The sequence below is a fragment of the Arthrobacter sp. CAN_A214 genome, assembly GCF_015751955.1.
In the GTDB taxonomy this organism is placed as follows: domain Bacteria; phylum Actinomycetota; class Actinomycetes; order Actinomycetales; family Micrococcaceae; genus Arthrobacter_D.
This window is the reverse complement of sequence record NZ_JADOUU010000020.1, coordinates 15,484-32,987: the sequence shown is the minus strand read 5'-3', so window position 1 is coordinate 32,987 and position 17,504 is coordinate 15,484. Positions and strand designations below refer to the sequence as shown.

Annotated in this window: 16 protein-coding genes and 1 pseudogene; 12 read left to right on the top strand and 5 right to left on the bottom strand. The window is 63.3% G+C overall.

Annotated elements, in window-relative coordinates:
• The 4 genes from IWX65_RS14060 to IWX65_RS14045 form a co-directional block, all read right to left on the bottom strand.
• On the bottom strand, nt 1-579 hold the full coding sequence (locus IWX65_RS14060) for a hypothetical protein (protein WP_196883760.1): 579 nt from the start codon (nt 577-579) through the stop codon (nt 1-3).
• A complete protein-coding gene (locus tag IWX65_RS14055) occupies nt 554-1,528 on the bottom strand; it encodes a hypothetical protein (protein ID WP_196883757.1) in 975 nt (324 codons plus the stop codon). The genes IWX65_RS14060 and IWX65_RS14055 overlap by 26 nt, the downstream gene beginning before the upstream one ends.
• Nucleotides 1,525-2,019 (bottom strand): hypothetical protein, encoded by a 495-nt coding sequence (locus IWX65_RS14050; RefSeq protein WP_196883756.1) that lies wholly within the window; start codon nt 2,017-2,019, stop codon nt 1,525-1,527. Before IWX65_RS14050 ends, IWX65_RS14055 begins: the two co-directional genes overlap by 4 nt.
• Nucleotides 2,020-2,247: 228 nt before the next feature.
• The gene (locus IWX65_RS14045; protein WP_196883754.1) at nt 2,248-2,871 is read right to left on the bottom strand and encodes a phosphatidic acid phosphatase; all 624 of its coding nucleotides are present in this window, start codon (nt 2,869-2,871) and stop codon (nt 2,248-2,250) included.
• A gap of 766 nt (nt 2,872-3,637) precedes the next feature.
• Between IWX65_RS14045 and IWX65_RS14040 the strand changes: the two genes are divergently transcribed.
• The 12 genes and pseudogenes from IWX65_RS14040 to IWX65_RS17855 all read left to right on the top strand — a co-directional run.
• Entirely contained in the window at nt 3,638-4,801 is a 1,164-nt protein-coding gene (locus IWX65_RS14040) for a transglycosylase SLT domain-containing protein (RefSeq protein ID WP_334683866.1), read from the top strand.
• Nucleotides 4,798-5,433 carry a hypothetical protein gene (locus tag IWX65_RS14035; protein ID WP_196883752.1) on the top strand — a complete coding sequence of 212 codons (636 nt, stop codon included), beginning with the start codon at nt 4,798-4,800 and terminating at the stop codon, nt 5,431-5,433. The genes IWX65_RS14040 and IWX65_RS14035 overlap by 4 nt, the downstream gene beginning before the upstream one ends.
• Nucleotides 5,430-7,028, top strand: coding sequence for a hypothetical protein (locus IWX65_RS14030; RefSeq protein WP_196883751.1), 1,599 nt, complete (start codon nt 5,430-5,432; stop codon nt 7,026-7,028). Before IWX65_RS14035 ends, IWX65_RS14030 begins: the two co-directional genes overlap by 4 nt.
• Nucleotides 7,028-8,080: a DUF6668 family protein gene (locus tag IWX65_RS14025; protein ID WP_196883750.1), complete on the top strand. Its 1,053-nt coding sequence runs from the start codon at nt 7,028-7,030 to the stop codon at nt 8,078-8,080. The genes IWX65_RS14030 and IWX65_RS14025 overlap by 1 nt, the downstream gene beginning before the upstream one ends.
• Nucleotides 8,081-8,096: 16 nt before the next feature.
• A complete protein-coding gene (locus tag IWX65_RS14020; RefSeq protein WP_196883749.1) occupies nt 8,097-8,402 on the top strand; it encodes a hypothetical protein in 306 nt (101 codons plus the stop codon).
• Between the two features lie 51 nt (nt 8,403-8,453).
• On the top strand, nt 8,454-9,269 hold the full coding sequence (locus IWX65_RS14015; protein ID WP_196883748.1) for a hypothetical protein: 816 nt from the start codon (nt 8,454-8,456) through the stop codon (nt 9,267-9,269).
• Nucleotides 9,269-10,996, top strand: coding sequence for a hypothetical protein (locus tag IWX65_RS14010; RefSeq protein ID WP_196883747.1), 1,728 nt, complete (start codon nt 9,269-9,271; stop codon nt 10,994-10,996). The genes IWX65_RS14015 and IWX65_RS14010 overlap by 1 nt, the downstream gene beginning before the upstream one ends.
• Nucleotides 10,993-12,525, top strand: coding sequence for an SCO6880 family protein (locus IWX65_RS14005; protein WP_196883746.1), 1,533 nt, complete (start codon nt 10,993-10,995; stop codon nt 12,523-12,525). Before IWX65_RS14010 ends, IWX65_RS14005 begins: the two co-directional genes overlap by 4 nt.
• Nucleotides 12,525-14,060 carry a hypothetical protein gene (locus IWX65_RS14000; RefSeq protein WP_196883745.1) on the top strand — a complete coding sequence of 512 codons (1,536 nt, stop codon included), beginning with the start codon at nt 12,525-12,527 and terminating at the stop codon, nt 14,058-14,060. The genes IWX65_RS14005 and IWX65_RS14000 overlap by 1 nt, the downstream gene beginning before the upstream one ends.
• Nucleotides 14,057-15,745, top strand: a complete 1,689-nt coding sequence (locus IWX65_RS13995) for a type IV secretory system conjugative DNA transfer family protein (RefSeq protein ID WP_196883743.1) — start codon at nt 14,057-14,059, stop codon at nt 15,743-15,745. Before IWX65_RS14000 ends, IWX65_RS13995 begins: the two co-directional genes overlap by 4 nt.
• A complete protein-coding gene (locus IWX65_RS13990; RefSeq protein ID WP_196883742.1) occupies nt 15,742-16,137 on the top strand; it encodes a DUF4913 domain-containing protein in 396 nt (131 codons plus the stop codon). The genes IWX65_RS13995 and IWX65_RS13990 overlap by 4 nt, the downstream gene beginning before the upstream one ends.
• 70 nt (nt 16,138-16,207) lie before the next feature.
• Nucleotides 16,208-16,324: pseudogene (locus tag IWX65_RS17855) on the top strand (AMP-binding enzyme); the annotation flags it as partial.
• Nucleotides 16,325-16,403: 79 nt separating this feature from the next.
• Here the strand turns inward: IWX65_RS17855 and IWX65_RS13985 are convergent.
• Entirely contained in the window at nt 16,404-17,438 is a 1,035-nt protein-coding gene (locus tag IWX65_RS13985) for a LacI family DNA-binding transcriptional regulator (protein ID WP_196883740.1), read from the bottom strand.
• Nucleotides 17,439-17,504 lie beyond the last annotated feature (66 nt).

Below are 17,504 nucleotides of genomic sequence, written 5' to 3'. Positions count from 1 at the left end.
TCAACTCCAAGTCATCGCCACCACAAAACACAAGAACGTTGCCAGCCCTAGTAACGCACCAGCTAAGGCTTCTCGCCCAGTGTGTTCCCGAACAGAAACCCGACTCACTGCCATCAGTGGAGATAGTACCAACAGCCATGTCCAGGCATGCCCAAAAACGGCGACGATCCATAACACCACAAACGTAAGCACTGACACGTGACCGGAGACGTTCAGCCACCGACGAAAGAACACGAGCGATGCGTTACCTAGAAATAAGGCAGCAACTGTCCATGGAACTGGCGGCGCCAAGGGGATCAGGAAGCAGACCGCGGATCCGGTAAGAGTGAAGATTAGCAGGAGGTTTACGCGGAAATGATCCGGGATATTCCTTCGCCTGAACGGATCTTTCAACAACATATAGATCAACCCAGGCACACCGATGATGCCGACTAAAAGGAGGGCAATTTCCACCAGATCAAGTTCTGCTTTGAATCCCGCGAGCACCAAAAGTACCACCAGCATCAATGCCGGTGGCAGAAGTTTCGAGATGCTGGAAGCTAGAAGCGGTACTTCAGACCTTTGATCCGCGCCGTTCAATTCTGTTGCCTACCTTGTCGATGATTTGGAGCTCCTCGGGCGACAGCAGATCGGAGTTGAGTACGCGGACGTCGCCGATAACGATGAACCAGCGGTAGAGCTGCGCACTGGACGTGTGTGCATCCAAGGATATGTGGGTGGCGTCCATGGCGCGCTGACCCTCCGGAGTACTCGCCAAGCGTCGAAGAATTGGCCGTAGTTTGTTTAGGCTTTCGGCGTTCTCCGTGCGCACAGCGAGGGTCGTCCTGATGCGACCCGAGGACGGGAGGATGAACGCGAGGGCGAATCCCAGAGTCATCAGGGCGATGAAGACGTGATAGACGACGTCCAGTGCACCCTCGTAGGTTCGGACACCGTCGAGCAGTTCTGCGCAAATCTCGACCATCTTCATGATCGCAGCGACCACACCCATCAGGCAGGCGGCGCTGAGGACATTGAATCCAACGCGGAACGCAGCAGATTCACCGCACCGGTTCCTGCGGAAAGTTTTCATCCCGGTGTAGCCGGCAATGATCCCGAACCAGGCGAAGAAGGTTGCCTGATACAGGGCGATCGTAGGAGTGCCGCCGAAGGTGGCTGTGAAGTCTTTAGCTGATCCCCGGGTGTCGGAGACGAGGAACAGGAGTGACTGAACCACGGCCAGAATGACGCCGGCACCCACTAGGCCGTTGATGTGGCGACTCGAACGACGCGTGGCCTGGAGTAGCGAACGGCTCAGCACCGTCATGCCCAGCCCCATCAGGAGGTGAACGAAAAGGTTAAGCAGATTTTCACCACCGAGGATCGGGTCTAGCGCCAGATATAGCGCATCAACATTGAGAGTGACGCCGAGGGTCACGATCAATAGAGGCGGAATCATGGAGCGCTTCCAACCGAACCGCAGTCCCACGAGCCGGATCCCGATCATCACCCAGAGGATGGTGACCGGAAGGACCTGGAGTAGTGTCACCCGAACATCCGCTCCAAGTCGCTGGTGCTCTTGTGCTCGAGGGGAAGAACCGCCAGCGAGAGCAGATAAGCAATGTGCTCAGCTGCCCACTCGGTGTCGTTCCAGTCCAGCGAGCGGGCCAACATGCGCTTGATTCCATTCTGGGCGCCGATGTGCTTAAAAATACTCGGCACCTTGTCGGTCGGAGACAGCCCGCAACCGTCGTGACTCAAAAGGATGTGTCCGAATTCGTGGAAGGTTGCGTGGTTACGATGCAGGCGACTGTCCTGAGCCGGCAACACGATGACCGACTTGTGTTCCTTCTCGATCCAGAGACCTGTCACGGTCGGCATCACCGTGTTGTCGATTTCCTTAAGCTCGATCGGCTTGCCGTGTGCTTCCGTCACGGCTGCCAAAAGCTCGTCTAACGTTGCTTGCTCACTGAGGTTGAGTGCCTTGACCACCATTTCGGGCGTGCGGCTTCCCTCAGCTTCGGCCTTCCTGAAGCGCATGACTACCATCTCCGTCCTGTTCGGTCCACACAGTCGTCACCCTGTGTAAGCAAATGGTGTCCCAGTCCCTCATCTAGGAGCCTCGACGATTTCAACCATGACACGCACTACTCCCCATTTTGCAAGCAGTGGTGCGGACATGCGAGCAAGATCTCATGGGCAACTGAATCAACCCTCGACTTCGCCAACCTGAATCAGCGGGCCGACTGCCATGGCCAATCAGGCACGTCACGGCAGAAGCAGCAAGGCGCCGGCGAACGCAAGGCTACCGGCGGCGTAGCCGGCGACGACCTGTCCCGGAGTGTGAGCCTTCAGCTTCACGCGGGACCACCCGACGGCCGCGGCCACCAGCAGAGCCAGCACCGGACCGACGACTGGCACCGGAACCAGCAGTGTAAGGGCGGCATAGGCTGCGACGGCCGCATGCACCGACAGCTTCCATACGAGGTTCGCCAACAGGCACAGCACCAAACCGATGAAGACACCTCCAATTTCACCGAACAATTCTGCCGGCGCATCGAGGACCATCAGCAGCAGCGCACCCAGGCCGAGCGAACCAGCAGCTGCGATGAGGATCGGAGCACGGTGCTCGCGGACACTGACGTGATGATCGGCCACAGCGCCCCTGTGCTTGAGTACCAGGACCAGAACGAACGGCAGGCCCACGGTGAAGACAGCGGCTGTGACAGCCTGCAGCAAGATGACCCCGGACGTGAGCAGCGGCTGCGCCAGGAGCAGTCCGCCCACGAGCACCGCTGGCGCGAAGACCTCGGTGATGATCCGCGCTAAGGCGATTCCTGCCTCGTTTGTGCGGCGGATCTCCGATGCGGCATGTCGCTGAGTTTCAGGCATCAGACGATCATACGATCCCGAACGCTTATGGCGACCTGCTCGAGATGGCAGTTGGGCTACGTACAGAAGGTGATTCGGTGGTTGCGCATAGGGTTTTTGACACCAAGGAACACAAGGACGTCTGCTATAAGGCTCGGATGTTTGAAGCCGTTCGCGCATACAGCACTTGCGGCATAGTCATCACAAGTCACAAGGGTGAGGTCTTCGTAGTGCCGAGCGTGAGAGTGTAGAGTCGTACATAAGTCACACATGTGTTAGTCATGTGCGAGTAGTCGAAGCCCGAAAGTTGTGAATCTGTGAAAGCTCCTTCAGTGGTTCAACGAAGCTGCCTCCAACATTCCTATAGGGAAGATTGTTCAGAGAGCAGATAGTTGCGCAAGGTGTCCAATAAAAGGGCTATGCGCCTGGTGTCGGTCGAGTAACGACTTGCACGCCCTCGACCTCGCTTTCCCTCGGGTATGTCAGAGATAACAACCCCCCACGCCAGCAACTGCTCGATTTGATTCTGCAGAGTTGCGGCATTCAACCCCGTGCCTTCTGCTATCTCACTTTTGAACGAGTTGGGATGGCGCTCGAGGAAAGCAATAACCATCGCCTTCGGACTACTGCCGAAGCAGAAAATAGCCGCTTCGAGCGCTTCGGGCCAGTCACTACTGGGCGGAACCATGCGGGGCATACAGCCCATTGTCTCCACTCCTGCAGGGAAAAACGATTCGCCCTGTAGTTGATGAATAAAACATGATACTTTTCCTTAAACCATGGACACGTGAATATCAGAACCGCCGACCATGCCCAGATCGGAAGAGAGCAGATGGACGAGAACGAGAAACGCGGGGCGTTGCCGCTGCTGGCCTTGGTGATCCTTATACCTCTCCTGGCTGGGCTACCTGTCATGGGCATCACCGGTGCGGCGATTCTCACTCAGGCCGAGGAGAAATCCGCTGCCTGCGTCGTCTCGGCGGTCGGTGAAGCTGCCGGGGACATTACCTCGATTCCGGCCATCCCGAACAACTGGGGTGCGCTGGTCGACGCCGCCGCGAGGACCGCTGGTCTACAGGTGAGCGTGGTGGCGGCGCAGCTGAAGCAGGAATCGGGCTGGAACGAAGGCGCACGGAGCCTTGCAGGTGCTCAAGGCCTAGCTCAGTTCATGCCCGGCACCTGGGCGTTGTATGGCGAGGGTGGCGACCCGTTCTCGGCCGAGGACGCAATCCCTGCCTATGGCCGCTACATGGCAGCACTGAAAGCAGGAGTGCAACCGCTGGCAGCGGATGATGCTGACCTTCTCGTGCGGCTCACTTTGGCTGCTTACAACGCGGGCCCGGGTGCCGTGCAAAACGCGAGAGGGGTCCCGCCGTTCACCGAGACCCAGCAGTACGTCGAGAAGATCCTGGCGTCCGGGCAGGGCGAGTTCTCCGCCGACTGCGCGGCCCCGGCGGGCACGGTCGCGTGGGACGGCGACCTGGGGGACGGCGAGTGGACCAACCCGCTGCCGGGCGGCGGTTTCACTTCCGGCTACGGGCACCGCAACATCTCTAATCTGCCGGCGTGGGCGCAGGACCACGTCGGGGTTGACCTGTCGACCCCGGGCGCCGGGTACAGCAACGGAGGCCTGGTGATCGCTCCGACCGATCTGCGGATCACAGGGTTCAACGACAAGGACGGCTGCGTGATCGCCAAGGAAGACGGGAACGATCCCGATTTCGGGTTCGCGTTCTGCCACCTCAACGCCTACAGCGTGGCGGTGGGGGACAGGTTGAAGCGCGGCGACGTCGTCGGCACCGAGGGCAACAGGGCCGGCCTCGGGCTGGTGGCCACGCATCTTCACCTCGAGATTTACAAGCCGGAAGCGCCGGAAGTCGTCTACCCGTATCAGGGCTGGAACCTGGATCCGGAACCGATTCTGAAAGAGAAAGGAGCGTGGGTGCGATGACGGTTCACTCACACAGTTATCGGACGATTGCTCTTTCTGCGTGCCTGGTCGCGTTCACCAGTTGCGCCGCTGAGACACCGGCATCCGAGGACGTCGCACCGGTTTCGGCCCCCACGACGATCTACGAGGGCTCGTACACCTCGGCCCCGGCCGAGGACATCCTGGGCGGAAACACCTTCACCTGGCCCGAGGCCGCTGATCGTTCCGACGTCGACTCCACGGCGAGGGTAGCTGCGCTGATGCTGCACTCCTGGGACACCACCGTTGATCGAACCGAGACGGCGGCCGCGGTGCGCGCCAGGCCGCTGATGTCGGAGGCGTGGGCGGCGAACCAGATTGAACCTGAACGCAACGCGAGCAACGGTGAATGGCTAGAACCATCCGAGCACCAGGCGTATAGCGTTCCCCGGGTGGTTCCTGCGATCGGTGACTCCGCGCAGGACGTCACCCCCGATAGGGCCATTCGGGTGCTCGACGTGACGTGGCGATGGGTGGCCCGGGATGAGACACCCCTGCAGGGCGCCGGTCACCGGCAGGTGACTCTCTACCTCGAGAAGACCGCTGACTGGTGGGATGTCGTGGTGCACCAGAGCCGCGACATGAGCGCCTCGATGACAGGGGAGGGAAAGTGACGCCCGCAGTGCATTCCTGGCCCGTCATCCGCCTCACCATCGGGGAAGGGGAGATTGTCGCGGACGCGAACGGTGACGTCCTGACCTACCCCGTGCTGGACGATAGCTCAACTGCTGACGTCGCGGCCGATGCGGCAGTCGAGGCGTGCCGCCGGTTGGGCCTTGCGGCGTGCCGGGTGCAGGGCCACACCGAGGACGGCGAGGTGTATGAGATGGTCGTCGACGCCGACCTCGGCACCCTCGAGGAACGGGACGCCGGCACCACCGATGCTGCAGGTGCTAACTCTGGTCCTGATGCTGCTCGCTCAGGGTCACGGACCGGCCACCGGATCGGGCGAGGCGGGCGGCGGAGTCCTGCGCACCGGAGGGCTGTGCTGTGGGGGAGTGCGGGCATCCTGGTGGTCACGGTGGGATTGAGCACCTTCTCCACCGTCCAGGAAGGGACGGCGGAGCCCGTCGCTACGGTCTTCACGCCGCCTCCCGCCCAGCTGCCGGTTCCGGCTCCTGCGGGGTGGGACACCTATGGGGACTGGACGACTCCGATGACCGGCGCGACCGTTCGCGCGATCCTGGATCCCTCGGGTCAGCCGGTGAGCGTGGATGGATCGACGCTGATCGCCCATGACCCTCGGACGGGTGTGGAGCGGTGGAGCCGTACCGCTCCCTTCACGGTCGGAGAACTGGCACTGTTCACCATCGACGGTAAATCGCGGGTCGCCGCCTCAGCGGCACACGAACTCGTGCTGTTCGGTGACGGGGCGGACCCGATCCGCGTGAACGTCCCCAAGGACGGGACGGTCGTTCTCAATGGTGGGACGGCGCCTCGCGTGGACCTGCCGGACAAGCGGTCGCTGATCGTGGCAGCTGACGGCAGTACCTCGGCGCGTGTGGTCCCTGCGGCCGCGGAACCTATCGAAGCCCTTGGGGATGACCTGGTGGCCGCCGATGTGCGAGCCGGACGGATCTGGCGCATCACTATGGACTCGGCGGCCCTGCCCGCTCCCGCGACGCTGTCTGCACCTTCCGCGGAGGCGGAACTGATCTCGGTCCTCGGTTCCGTCGACGGACGGGTGGTCGCGGCGTGGAAGAACGATGACGGGGTCACCCTCGGCTTCTATGACCTTGGATCTGCTGCCGATGCCACGGAAGCCACGCAGGTCGGCCTGGCCGACATCGAAGGCACGGACGTTCCCGCCTCCGGGATTCAGGTGGACCGTGAGCACGGGCTGCTCCTGACCGGCACCGTCCTCGTCGACGTCGACGCCCTGCAGGCCCACCGCCTGCCCGGCGCCGGGAAACTCTCGGCCGGCTACGCCTGGGTCACCACCGGAAACGAGCAACTGCGGATCAACGCACAGGGCGTCACCGAAGCGACCACCGACGCCGCGCGGGCCGCGATCCCCGATGTCATCACCAAGGACGGCAAAGCCATCACCCGCGCCGAAGGATCATCCTCGGGCCTGCTGTACGCGCTGACGCAGGTCGCTCCCCGGCCCACCGCACCACCATCCCCGGCCTCTACCTCCACTTCATCTGACACCCCGGCTTCTACCCCGAGCTCGACCCCGACTGTTTCCCCGAAGGAGAACCCCTGATGAGAATGACCGCTGTCATCGATCCGACTGGCACCCTCGAGTTGGATCTGGAAGGCGAGAAAACCACAGCGCTCTACGCCTCGGTCATGGACGCGCGACGCTCCGTGATGAGCACCGCCACGGAACTCGCGGCCGAGACGAGCACCGCCACTGAACTGCACATCGAGGACCCCTCCGGCTCCCGGACGATCCTCATGCAAACCGACGGCGACATCGTCGAGCAGACGACTACCGACACCCCGAACGGGAAGGACCAGCTCCCCGCCAAGGAGACACCACAGGTGCCAACGGCCCCGCCTGTGCTGAAGCAGACCGAGGACGCTGCCCCAGCAGCTACACCCGCGCCTGTCGCTGGTCGAGGATCGTATCCGGTTCTCCTCGATGCTCCCGCGCACCCGTCGTGCATGGGTGCGGGCCACAGCCCTGATCGCGGAGGGACTGTGACCGTGACGTCCCAGGGCAATCCTTTCGTCAGGGAGCCGGAAGTAGCTTCGGAGGAAGACCCGATCGACGATGACCCGATCCTCGGACACCGCGAGTCGGTGCGGGGACCCCGGAACATTCAACAGACCCTCGCCAGCGAACCGGTCGGCGAGGAAGAGGAATCTGCTCCGCCTGTCGCGGTCACCAGCACGACCCTGTGGCTGGTCGGCGCATCCGGTGGGGTCGGGACCAGCACCCTGGCGGGTCTGTGTTCGGAGAGCATCGTGGATGAATCCGAACGGCGTCCGACCTGGGCGGGACGGGCCTTGCTGGTGTGTTCCACCAGCGCGTCGTCCCTCGAAGCCGCGCAGCAACTCGCCCGCAAATCCGCGTCCGGGCAGCTGCCCTATGAACTGGTCGGACTGGTCATCGTCCACGACCGGCCAAAGAACCGGCTAACCAAACCGACGCTCGACTTCGCGCGCGGGGTGGCACGCATGTTCCCCGTGGCCATGACGGCACCGTACGAACCCTCCTGGCGTGAGGTCGGCGTCACCCCCCAAGCTTCCGGCACGCGACTCAAAAGCGTGCTCCGGAAAATCGAAAAGACCGCCCGCTCCGGGCACTGAGAAAGGCAAAACTCCCATGTTCGGAAACACTTTGGCAGCACACACCCTGACCACCATCAACGCTCTGACCCCAGCCTGGGAGGGATCGGTTCCCGCCCAGACCTTCACCCCCACGCAACCTCCCGGCACAGAGAATCTGACCCAAATCATCGGGTGGGTCCTGTGGGGCGCGGGACTCGTCCTGTTCGTGTTCTTCATCTTCGGTCTCGTCTCAGCCGGCAGGAACCGACGGCAGGGCAACGAAATCGAGGCACCCATCTGGCCCATGGTGGCCGCCTGCCTACTGGGTGCCTCCGGCGCTGTATGGGCCGCAATCACCTGAGCGAAAAACACGCAACTACCCCCAGTCACCGCGACGAAAAAAGGACAGACAATGAGCACACAGGACACCACCCACCAGCCCAAGGACCGCCCGAAGTGGTTCGGAGCCGCCGTGATGCTGCTGGCACTGGTGCTGGTCGGCCTCGTCGCATGGGGCCTTCGGGTTTTCCTCTTCCCCAGCGACGACGAACCGGCAGCGGAGCCAGCCACCTCTGCCACGCAAACGGCAATCCCGTCAGCCTCAGCATCCGCGTCCGCGACGACAGGACCCGTCGCGGACGCGGATGCCGCCTGGGATTGTCAGGCGGACCTCAACGACGACACCACGTCGGTAGCAGAGAACGCCCCGGTAGTCGAGGAATGGGTAGCCGCCGGGTACAACGTCGTTCCGTTTTCGAAGTTCGGCGGCTGCCAGAAGCAGCCCTCCGGCCTGCGCGTTGGGTATGCCCACAACGAGGCCGGGGCACTCATGGCCGCTGCCACGTACTCGGTGGCCCTCGACCCGTCCATCAGCGAGGAAGCAGCACAGGACCTCGAGGTGGCGGTGGCGGAAGGATCGAATCGGGTCCTGCTGGGGGAGAGAGCGCAGCGCATCCGCGACGGACTTGAAGAGGGCAGTGACGGAGTGGCGCTATCGCGGGCAACTCTTATCGGGTACATCCAGAACAGTTACCGCGCGGACTCTGCGTCTTACCAGCTGATCTATTCTCTGACCGGTGCTGATGGACTGGAGCAGAAAGTTGCCGGGCAAGTCGACGTGGTGTGGGAGGACGGCGATTGGAAGCTTGATCCGGCCTCGGGTACCGAGTTCATTTCGGGTAGCCGGTATCAGGGCCAGCCCTACATCGCATGGGGGCCGCGGACCTAATGGATTGGTTCAAAGGTGTTGTGGAGGGTGTTGCCGGTAGTGCTATCGAGAAGCTGATCCAGTTTCTGGCCGGATGGCTCATTCAAGTACTGACCGAGATGATCAATTTCGTCGGTACCTGGTGGTTGAAGATCGGGGCGCCGTCTATGGCGGAAGGCTCCGCAACTGAGCGGGTAGGGCAGTCGACGTTGATCTTCGTTGGTATGGCCGGTGTCATCGGGACGGCTTTCGCCCTCATCAAGCTCGCCCGGGATCAGGACCGTGCATCTACGGAGAACCTGCTCATGGGAATGATGCGGACCGTCCTCACCACCGCATTGGCGGTTCCGGTGGTGGGCCTGCTGTTCGGAGTGACCGACGTTCTCGCGCCCTGGCTGGTGAGGACGATTTCCGGTTCCGCGCAGGAAGACGGACTCGGGCAAGCAATGGGACTGGAGGCTCTTGCCGGGACCGGAATGAGCCTTCAACTGGCCGGTCTCATCCTGTTCGTCGCACCTCTTGCCCTGCTCGGGGCGATCATCAATGCGGTCATCGTGATCTTTTCCTACGGGGCGGCGATCGCGCTGTGCGGGATCCTGCCGATCTTCGCCGCCGCGTCGCAGACCGAGCGGGGGCGCAAGTCCTTTGATAAGGCGGTGGGGTGGCTGGCGGCCGTTGTTCTCTTCAAGCCTGCCGCAGCCATCCTGTATGGGGCCGGGCTCGCGCTCATGAAAGGGATCAACGGGACCGCTGAGAACGAGATCGGTAACACCATGATCGGCCTGTTGACCGGGCTCGTCATCATCTCCAGTGCGTGCGTCGCGATGCCGGCCCTGGCACGTGTCCTCGTCCCGGCGGTCAGCGCCGGGCCGCAGGGCATGGGAACATCGGGGCTGGCCATGATCGGTGGAGCGGTTGCACTTGGCGCGGTCACCGCCGGTGTTGGTGCAGCAGGTGTCGGCGCGGCGGCAGCCGGTGGGGGAGGCGGCGCCGCAGCAGCCGGTGGGGGAGGGGCCGCAACGACAGGGACGGCAGGTGCCACGGAAGCAACTGGCACCGCTGGTACAGCGGCGGTTGATGGTTCCGGCAGCACACCTTCCCTGACCAACGGTACCGGCGGCAGCAGTGAAGCCAGCGGAGCCAGTAGTGGGGGTGGGAGTGCTGGTGGCAGTGGGTTCGTCGGAACCGGTCACGGCGGAAGTCCCGCTGGCACCGGTGAGAGCGGTAGTGCTGGCGGAAGTTCCAGCGGGTCGATAGGCAGTGACTCGGCGGGAAGCAGCGCCGGTAGTGGCAGCACCGGCGGGGGTGCCGGTGGTCCAACAGGTGCGGAGCAGAGACCGGAACGGATCGATGCCTCGCCAGAAAATTCGGCTGAGACTGGCACCCTGAGTGGTGCGGGATCTGGTGGAAGTAGCGGGGGCTCCGGCGGTGGTCCAACGGGCGCGGAACGACAAGCCGAGCGGACCGGCGCACCGACAGAAGCAGCAGCTGGTAGTGGGGGAGATACCTCGGCAGCGGGCGCACCGTCCGGAGCCGAGCCTGCCGCACCAAGCGATAGGGCTCCTGCGGAAGCCCTCGGTGCTGAACCTTCGAACTCGCCCACGGCGGAGGGTTACCGAGACGGGGCCCCCAGCGGGGCGGACAAGTCATCGGACAAAGCGGCGCTGAACAGGCAGCGGATGGAGTACGCGCTACGGGAAGCAGCAAGGGACATGGAACACGGAATGGAAAGTGGGGACGACCAGTGAGCACGGAGCAGACAATTGTTCGGCAGTACGGCAACATCGCGGAGGACCGGACCGCCGGCTTGCTGGGTTTCTCGATGGCCTCGACCGTCCTCCTGGGCGCAGGGGCAGTCGGTGTCTTTATCTTCATCATGGCCTCCCAGATTTGGGTGGCCATGGGGATCGCCGTGGTGGCGTTCATTGCCGCCACCATCCTGGAGTCCAAGGATCGCCACGGACGGTCCAAGCCTGAGCGGTGGCTTGCCCGCAGCCTGCACACCAAGGGCAAGAAGACTGGGAAGACCGTCTACAAGTCCGGGCCTGTTTCGCAGATCCCGGATGGTTCCTTCCGCGCTCCGGGCCTGTTGGCCGCGTCCGAGCTGATCGACTTTCAGGACCTGTTCGGCAATGAGGGTGTTATGTTGTGGCATCCGAAGCTGAAGACCGGCACCGTGTTCTTCTCCACCAATTCCTCGGGCCTTGGCCTGTTGGATCAGGACCGGGTGAACCGGCTGGTGGGCTCGTGGGCTGCGTTTCAGCGTGACGCCGGTTCCAATGCGCGGGTGGAGCAGATTTCCGTGACCACCCAGTCGACCACTGACCCGGGTGAACGCCTGCCGGACGCGATTGCGGTGGCACGGCAGCAGGCCGGATCCCATGAGGTGCCCGCCTTCGCGCGTCAGGTGATGGATGATGTGGTGAACAACCTGAACCTCGATGTGCCCAAGCTCGAGCAGTGGGTGGCGCTGACGTTCAGCGGCAAGGCCAACGACGGCGACCGTGCACCGGAGCGCTCCGCCGAGGAGCTGGTGGCCGATGTGAAGTCGCTCCTGCAAGGGTTCAAGGAAGAGCTCGAGGACGTCGGCGCGGGCAGCGTGTCCCTGATGCGGGCCGCTGACCTCACCGATCAGACCTACGTCGCGTTCAACCCGCGTGCCGCGGCCGCCGTCGAACGCGCCCGACTTTCCGGCGACGGCACCGGCCTGAGCTGGCACGAAGTAGGACCCTCCGCGGCCCGGACCATCGGGTACCCAGGCCGGTACGACCACGCCGGCGTAACGAGCAAGTCGTGGCAGATGTTCCGGCCCCCGGCCGGAACGTTTCGGGAGAACGCACTGGTCGCTCTGCTGGGCCCTGATGCGAGCATGCTCCAGAAGCGCGTTACCGTGTTCTACCGCCCGCAGCCGCCGGAGAAGTCGGCGCAGCAGGTTGCGCAGGCGCTCACCAACGCGCAGTTCGCTACGAACCAGAAGGGCCGACGTCCGACCAGTTCGCAGATCATTGCGCTGGAGAAGGCGCGCAAGGCCGAGCGGGAGCAGGCCGAGGGCGCTGCGCTGGTGCGCTTCGCGATCGGTGTCACCGCGACGGTCGAGAGCCCAGAACAGCTACAAGCGGTGGAAGCGAAGATCATGCGTAACGCGGCCACGGGCATCCAGATTCGGGTGCGGTCCTGTGACTACAACGACGATGCCGCGTTCTCCTTCAACCTCGGGCTGGGACTGGTTCCCGAACATCTGGCCACGATTTCCTCCGATGTTAGGAAGGCCCTCTAATGTCCGCGATCGACACGCTCGTGGACAAGGTTCTGGATCGGTTCCTGGGCAGGTCCGAGACCGCAGTTACCAGTTCGGCCTTCCCGCAGCTCACGGAGAAGGGCATGAAGGTCCAGGACGGCGGGATGGTGACCTGGGTCGAAACACCGCCGGAGTTCACGGCCACCTCGAACCAGACCGCCGGCCTGTGGCCGTTCTGCGTGGGCACGTCCTCCCCGCTGGTCGGTGCGGTCCTGGGCCGGAACCTGCTCAACGGCTCCGTGGTGTGCGGGGACCCGATCAGCCTGTTCCTGCACGGCATCATCTCCTCGCCGTCCGGGTTCATCCTCGGCCTGAACGGTCGAGGGAAATCGTCGGTCGCCGTCCGCATGGCACTGGCGCTCATTGACCAGGGATTCCTGATCCTGGTCGCAGGGGACCTCAAACCGGACTTCGCCGGCGTCGTCCTGGAAACCAACGGGCAGGTCGTGCAGGTCGCCCCCGGGGTCGGCGCGATCAACCCGCTCGACGCCGGCCCGCTCTGGCGGGAACTGGAACGCCTTCCAGCCCCGATGCAGCGCCAGATGCGCGCCGAGATCCACGCCCGGCGCCTAATGACCCTCACCGGACTCATCGAACTGGTGTTCAAGGAACCGCTGGATGCGAAAAAGCAGGAACAGACCGTCCTGTCCATGGCGATCGCCATGGCCGCCGAGAAGATAGAGGCAAAGGACCGGCAGCCGCTGGTCGGCGACGTCGTCGACGCCATCAAGTCCGCGCCACCGCAAATCCAGTCGGCGCTGCTCATCGAGGACGAGAAGGAGTACCTGCCGCAGGTCAAGAATCTCCTCGCAGGTCTGAACGCCCTGGGTGAGCACGGACCCTTCGGGGACGTGTTCTGCCAGCAGACCACCAAGGAAATGAAGATCGACACCTCAGTGGACTTCGACATTTCCCTGATCGACGAGTCCCAGCTGACCCTGCGGGCCGCGGTGCAGACGGTGTGCTGGTCCTACGGGCAGGCAGGCATCTCGGCCGCTAAAACTCTCGCCGACGCCGGTCTAATGGAAGAACGCCACCACCTGATGATCATGGACGAGCTGTGGCAGTCCCTGCGGGCCAGTGAGCTGCTGGTCCACCAGATCGACTCCATCACCCGCCTCAACCGAACCAAAGGGCTGGGGCAGCTGATGATCACGCACTCCATGAAGGATCTGCAGCTGTCCACGGACGAGTTGACGAAGATCGCCACCGGTTTTGTGGAACGCTCATCCGTGAAGATTCTTGGTGGGCTCGCGCAGAACGAAATGGACCTGCTGGAAACGGTGTTCCCCGTCTCCGAACGGGAGAAGACGATGCTGGTCGGCTGGTCCGCCGAAGGATCCATGAACCCGAACACCAACACCGTCTCTTCTCCCCCGGGGAGGGGACGGTTCATGCTGAAAACCGGATCCGAACCCGGGGTGCCGTTCCGGGTGAACCTCACCGCCGGCGAGCTCCGGGCTCATGACACGAACAAGGCGTGGGCCGCCGCGCAGGCAAAGGTGAACCGATGAAGAACGAGGACAACGCGTCGGTCGTCCTGTTCTCATTTCTGGTCCTCGCCGCTTTCGTCGCGGTGGCCCTGATCCACCTCGGGGAAGCACTCACGCCGGTCGCGACCGATTTGTCGTGGAACCCAATCACGCTGGTGATCGGACTTGCCACAGGGGATCCGTGGCCGGCGGCCGCGAACTGGCTGCTCGGCGCGGAAGCGGTCATCGTGACCGCCACTCTCGCGTGGTGGTGTACCCGACCGGTGTCCAGGACGGCAGCGGCGTCACGCCGTATGAGTCCTGGCGGCAGGATGCGCCCGGCCATGCTCGATGCCCGCCTCACCGAAGCGGCCCGGCTCCACCCGGACGCGGGAGACATCGGCCCGGGCCTGACCATCGGCTACACCGGCGAGACCGGAACCAAGGCCGTCATCCAGGGCTGGCGGGAATGCTCCGCACATGTGTGGGGGACCGGGCGCGGCAAGACCACAACACAGGTTATCCGGCACACCACCGAGGCACCCGGCGCGTACCTCATGACCAGCAACAAGGTCGACGGCGTCGCCGAAGTCCTCGCCGCCCGTTCCGAGACCGGCACAGTGTGGCTGTTCGACCCGCAGCGGATCTGGCGCGACAGCTCCCGGCCCGCGATGATCTTCAACCCGCTCACGATCGTCACCGACACGGTAAGCGCCGGCGAAGTCGCCTCGATCTTCGAAACCTCCTCCGCACCAAACGCCGGTCAGGGCAAGGGAGACGCCCAGTTCGACTCGCAGGGTCGGGACTTCTTGTCCTGGTGCCTCCTCGCCGCCGCAAAGAACAACGCCACGATGAAAGAGGTCCTGCGCTGGGTATCCTCGGCCGACTTCATGGAACCGGCAGAACTACTCGAACGGGCAGGGCATACGGGTCCGGCGTCGGCGTTGAAGGGCATGAGCGCCCAGCCCGAGGACACCCGTGGGTCCGTGGCCGCCAGCGCCCAACGCATGGCCTCGGCCCTCGTCCACGACGAACTGATGGCGTGGTCGACTCCGACCCCCGGCGTGCCGGTCTTCGACCCGGCCCGGTTTGTCACCAGCAAAGACACCCTGATCCTTCTCTCACAGGACGCCGCCGGCTCCGGGGCAGCGTTCGTCTCCACGCTGGTCTACGCGGTGTTTACCGCAGCCCAGCAGGCCGCACGGCGGGCCGGTGGGCGCCTGCCGGTGCCACTCGTCGCTGATTTGGACGAGGTCGGGAACGTGGTCAAGCTCAAGCAGCTGCCCGAGTGGTACTCGTACTTCGGGTCCATGGGTATCGTCGTGAGCTCCTACTTCCAGACCCGCGGGCAGGGTGTGGCCATGCTCGAGCGCACCGGGTGGGACACCCTCTGGTCCGCGGCCGCGATCAAGGTGTACGGCGGCGGATCCGACGACACGGCGTTCCTCGACTCACTAGCCAAAGTCATCGGCCAGTACGACGCGAAGATCCGCAGCACTTCCACCTCCAGGAACGGCTCCTCCCGATCCGTGCAAACCCAGCGCCGGGACATCATGTCCGTCGCCCAACTCTCCGAACTCCCCACCAACCGTGCCTGGGTGAAAACCTCCACTGGGGGAGGAATTATCGTCCGCACCGTTCCCTGGTTCCGCGACAAGACCATCACCGCCCGCATCGGACCCACGGTCGAACGCATCAGGACAGTCAAAACGGGACACCTCGCATGACCGACGCAATCGACAATGCTGCAGATGTCACTGAACCTAACGGTCAGAGCGGGGGAGAGGACTTCGCCTTCACACCCGAGGAGTTGGTGGACTGGGTGGAGGGCCTGGTCGCGATGCTCGAATCCGTGGACAGGTCGCAGAACCAGTACTGGTGCTCCCAGTGGTGGAACCATCCCGAAGCCGTCGACAGGCTCCGCGCCCTGTACGAGCAGTGGCTGGAAGCACAGGCGAACGGGGGAATGTCCTCCTGGTGGATTGACCACTACGATCGCCACGCCACCATCCTCTTCTCCAAACGCGGCCCGTTTGGAGAATGCGGCACCAACCATACGGAGAAAACGGCACGCCGCATTCTTGCTACAGAGCAACCGCCGCACGGCTGGGAGTGGTGAGGCTTTACCAGAACGTGTGAGACCGACAAGCGTGGGTTTGAGAACGAGGTGCAGCGGCGGCCGCTGAGGTCGCTTCGATAACAGGTATTTCGCCGGGGACGCCACCAAAAAGAACGAGGATGGCGACGACAGCTGGCTTGCGGGCCGGGTGGACGCTGTCATGAACGTCTCCGGGCGCCGGCTCTCCCCGCGATTCCAACACCGCATTTACGGGCGTCCCGGGTGCTGGGGCGGGTCAGCTTTCTGAATGGCTTCTTACCTTAGGACTACACCTTCGTTGGCAGCAGGGCTGCAGCTTCTGCACTTTGCTGAAAGCGGGGGCTCGCTGTTGTATTGCGGACCACTAGGTGTGGGGTTCTGACGACGTGTGACGGCGGTTGGGTGCCTTCAATTCTATCGACTGCGCGGTCAACTGCGGCAGCGGCCAGGAGCGCTGCATCCTGGCTAACGGATGATAATTGCACGTAGCTGAGCCGGGCGAATTGGCTGTCGTCATAGCCGAGAACCGACACATCAAAGGGCACCTGCAGTCCGGCGGCCCGGAGACTTTCGATGATGCCGAGGGCGGACCTGTCATTGAAGGCGATAATGGCTGTGGGCATGTCGCTCTGAAGGAGGCGCCCGGCTTTGAGGCCGTCTTCTTCATTAGGGCCGCCGTGGACGGTTACGGGCGCAAGCCCGTGGCTGAGCATTTCCGCGCTGAAAGCCGCCCTGCGTTGGTCTGCCGAGACGGCAGTTCCGCCATCGACGTGAACAATTCGGCGGTGGCCGAGACTGGTGAGGTGGTCGACAGCCATTCGAATTCCGGCGTAATTGTCGCTGCTTACCGAGTCGACACGATCGCCGACATCGTCGCGGAGAAGGCTCACCATGGGGACTTGGCCTGCATACCGGGTGAGCTCCTGAGTGCTCAGAGTGGGTGCGATTAGGAGGAGCGCTTCGGAGCCGACATCCAGCAGCGCCTCGACCGCACGCGATTCAGGCCGGCCGTTGGCGACTGCACTGAGCGCTATTTCGTAACCCTTGGCGGAGGCTTTGGCGTACGCGGCGTCGACAATTTCTGTGTGAAAGGGCTGGGAACTGGAAAAACTCAGGCCCAGGAGCCGGGTCCGGCTGCTGCGCAGCAACCGCGCGCGGGAGTCCGGTCGGTAGCCCAGGTCCTGGGCTGCTTGAAGAACTTTTTGGCGGGAGGATTCCGAGGCGCCGGGAGCACCGCGCATAACAATGGAAACCAGAGCACGTGAGACTCCGGCGGCATGAGCCACGTCTATCAAAGTCGTGCGCCGTTGCTGCTCTGTCATATTCCTCCTCGACTCGATCAGTATATAGAACGATCTAGACATGATCCAAATCACATGTAAGAATTA

Excerpts from the sequence above, each read along its gene's own strand:
- IWX65_RS14015 (WP_196883748.1), top strand. The coding sequence starts at position 8,454 with ATGAGCACACAGGACACCACCCACCAGCCCAAGGACCGCCCGAAGTGG.
- IWX65_RS14050 (WP_196883756.1), bottom strand. The coding sequence starts at position 2,019 with ATGCGCTTCAGGAAGGCCGAAGCTGAGGGAAGCCGCACGCCCGAAATG.
- IWX65_RS13985 (WP_196883740.1), bottom strand. The coding sequence starts at position 17,438 with ATGACAGAGCAGCAACGGCGCACGACTTTGATAGACGTGGCTCATGCC.
- IWX65_RS14000 (WP_196883745.1), top strand. The coding sequence starts at position 12,525 with ATGTCCGCGATCGACACGCTCGTGGACAAGGTTCTGGATCGGTTCCTG.
- IWX65_RS14010 (WP_196883747.1), top strand. The coding sequence starts at position 9,269 with ATGGATTGGTTCAAAGGTGTTGTGGAGGGTGTTGCCGGTAGTGCTATC.
- IWX65_RS14020 (WP_196883749.1), top strand. The coding sequence starts at position 8,097 with ATGTTCGGAAACACTTTGGCAGCACACACCCTGACCACCATCAACGCT.
- IWX65_RS13990 (WP_196883742.1), top strand. The coding sequence starts at position 15,742 with ATGACCGACGCAATCGACAATGCTGCAGATGTCACTGAACCTAACGGT.
- IWX65_RS14045 (WP_196883754.1), bottom strand. The coding sequence starts at position 2,871 with ATGCCTGAAACTCAGCGACATGCCGCATCGGAGATCCGCCGCACAAAC.
- IWX65_RS14035 (WP_196883752.1), top strand. The coding sequence starts at position 4,798 with ATGACGGTTCACTCACACAGTTATCGGACGATTGCTCTTTCTGCGTGC.
- IWX65_RS13995 (WP_196883743.1), top strand. The coding sequence starts at position 14,057 with ATGAAGAACGAGGACAACGCGTCGGTCGTCCTGTTCTCATTTCTGGTC.
- IWX65_RS14025 (WP_196883750.1), top strand. The coding sequence starts at position 7,028 with ATGAGAATGACCGCTGTCATCGATCCGACTGGCACCCTCGAGTTGGAT.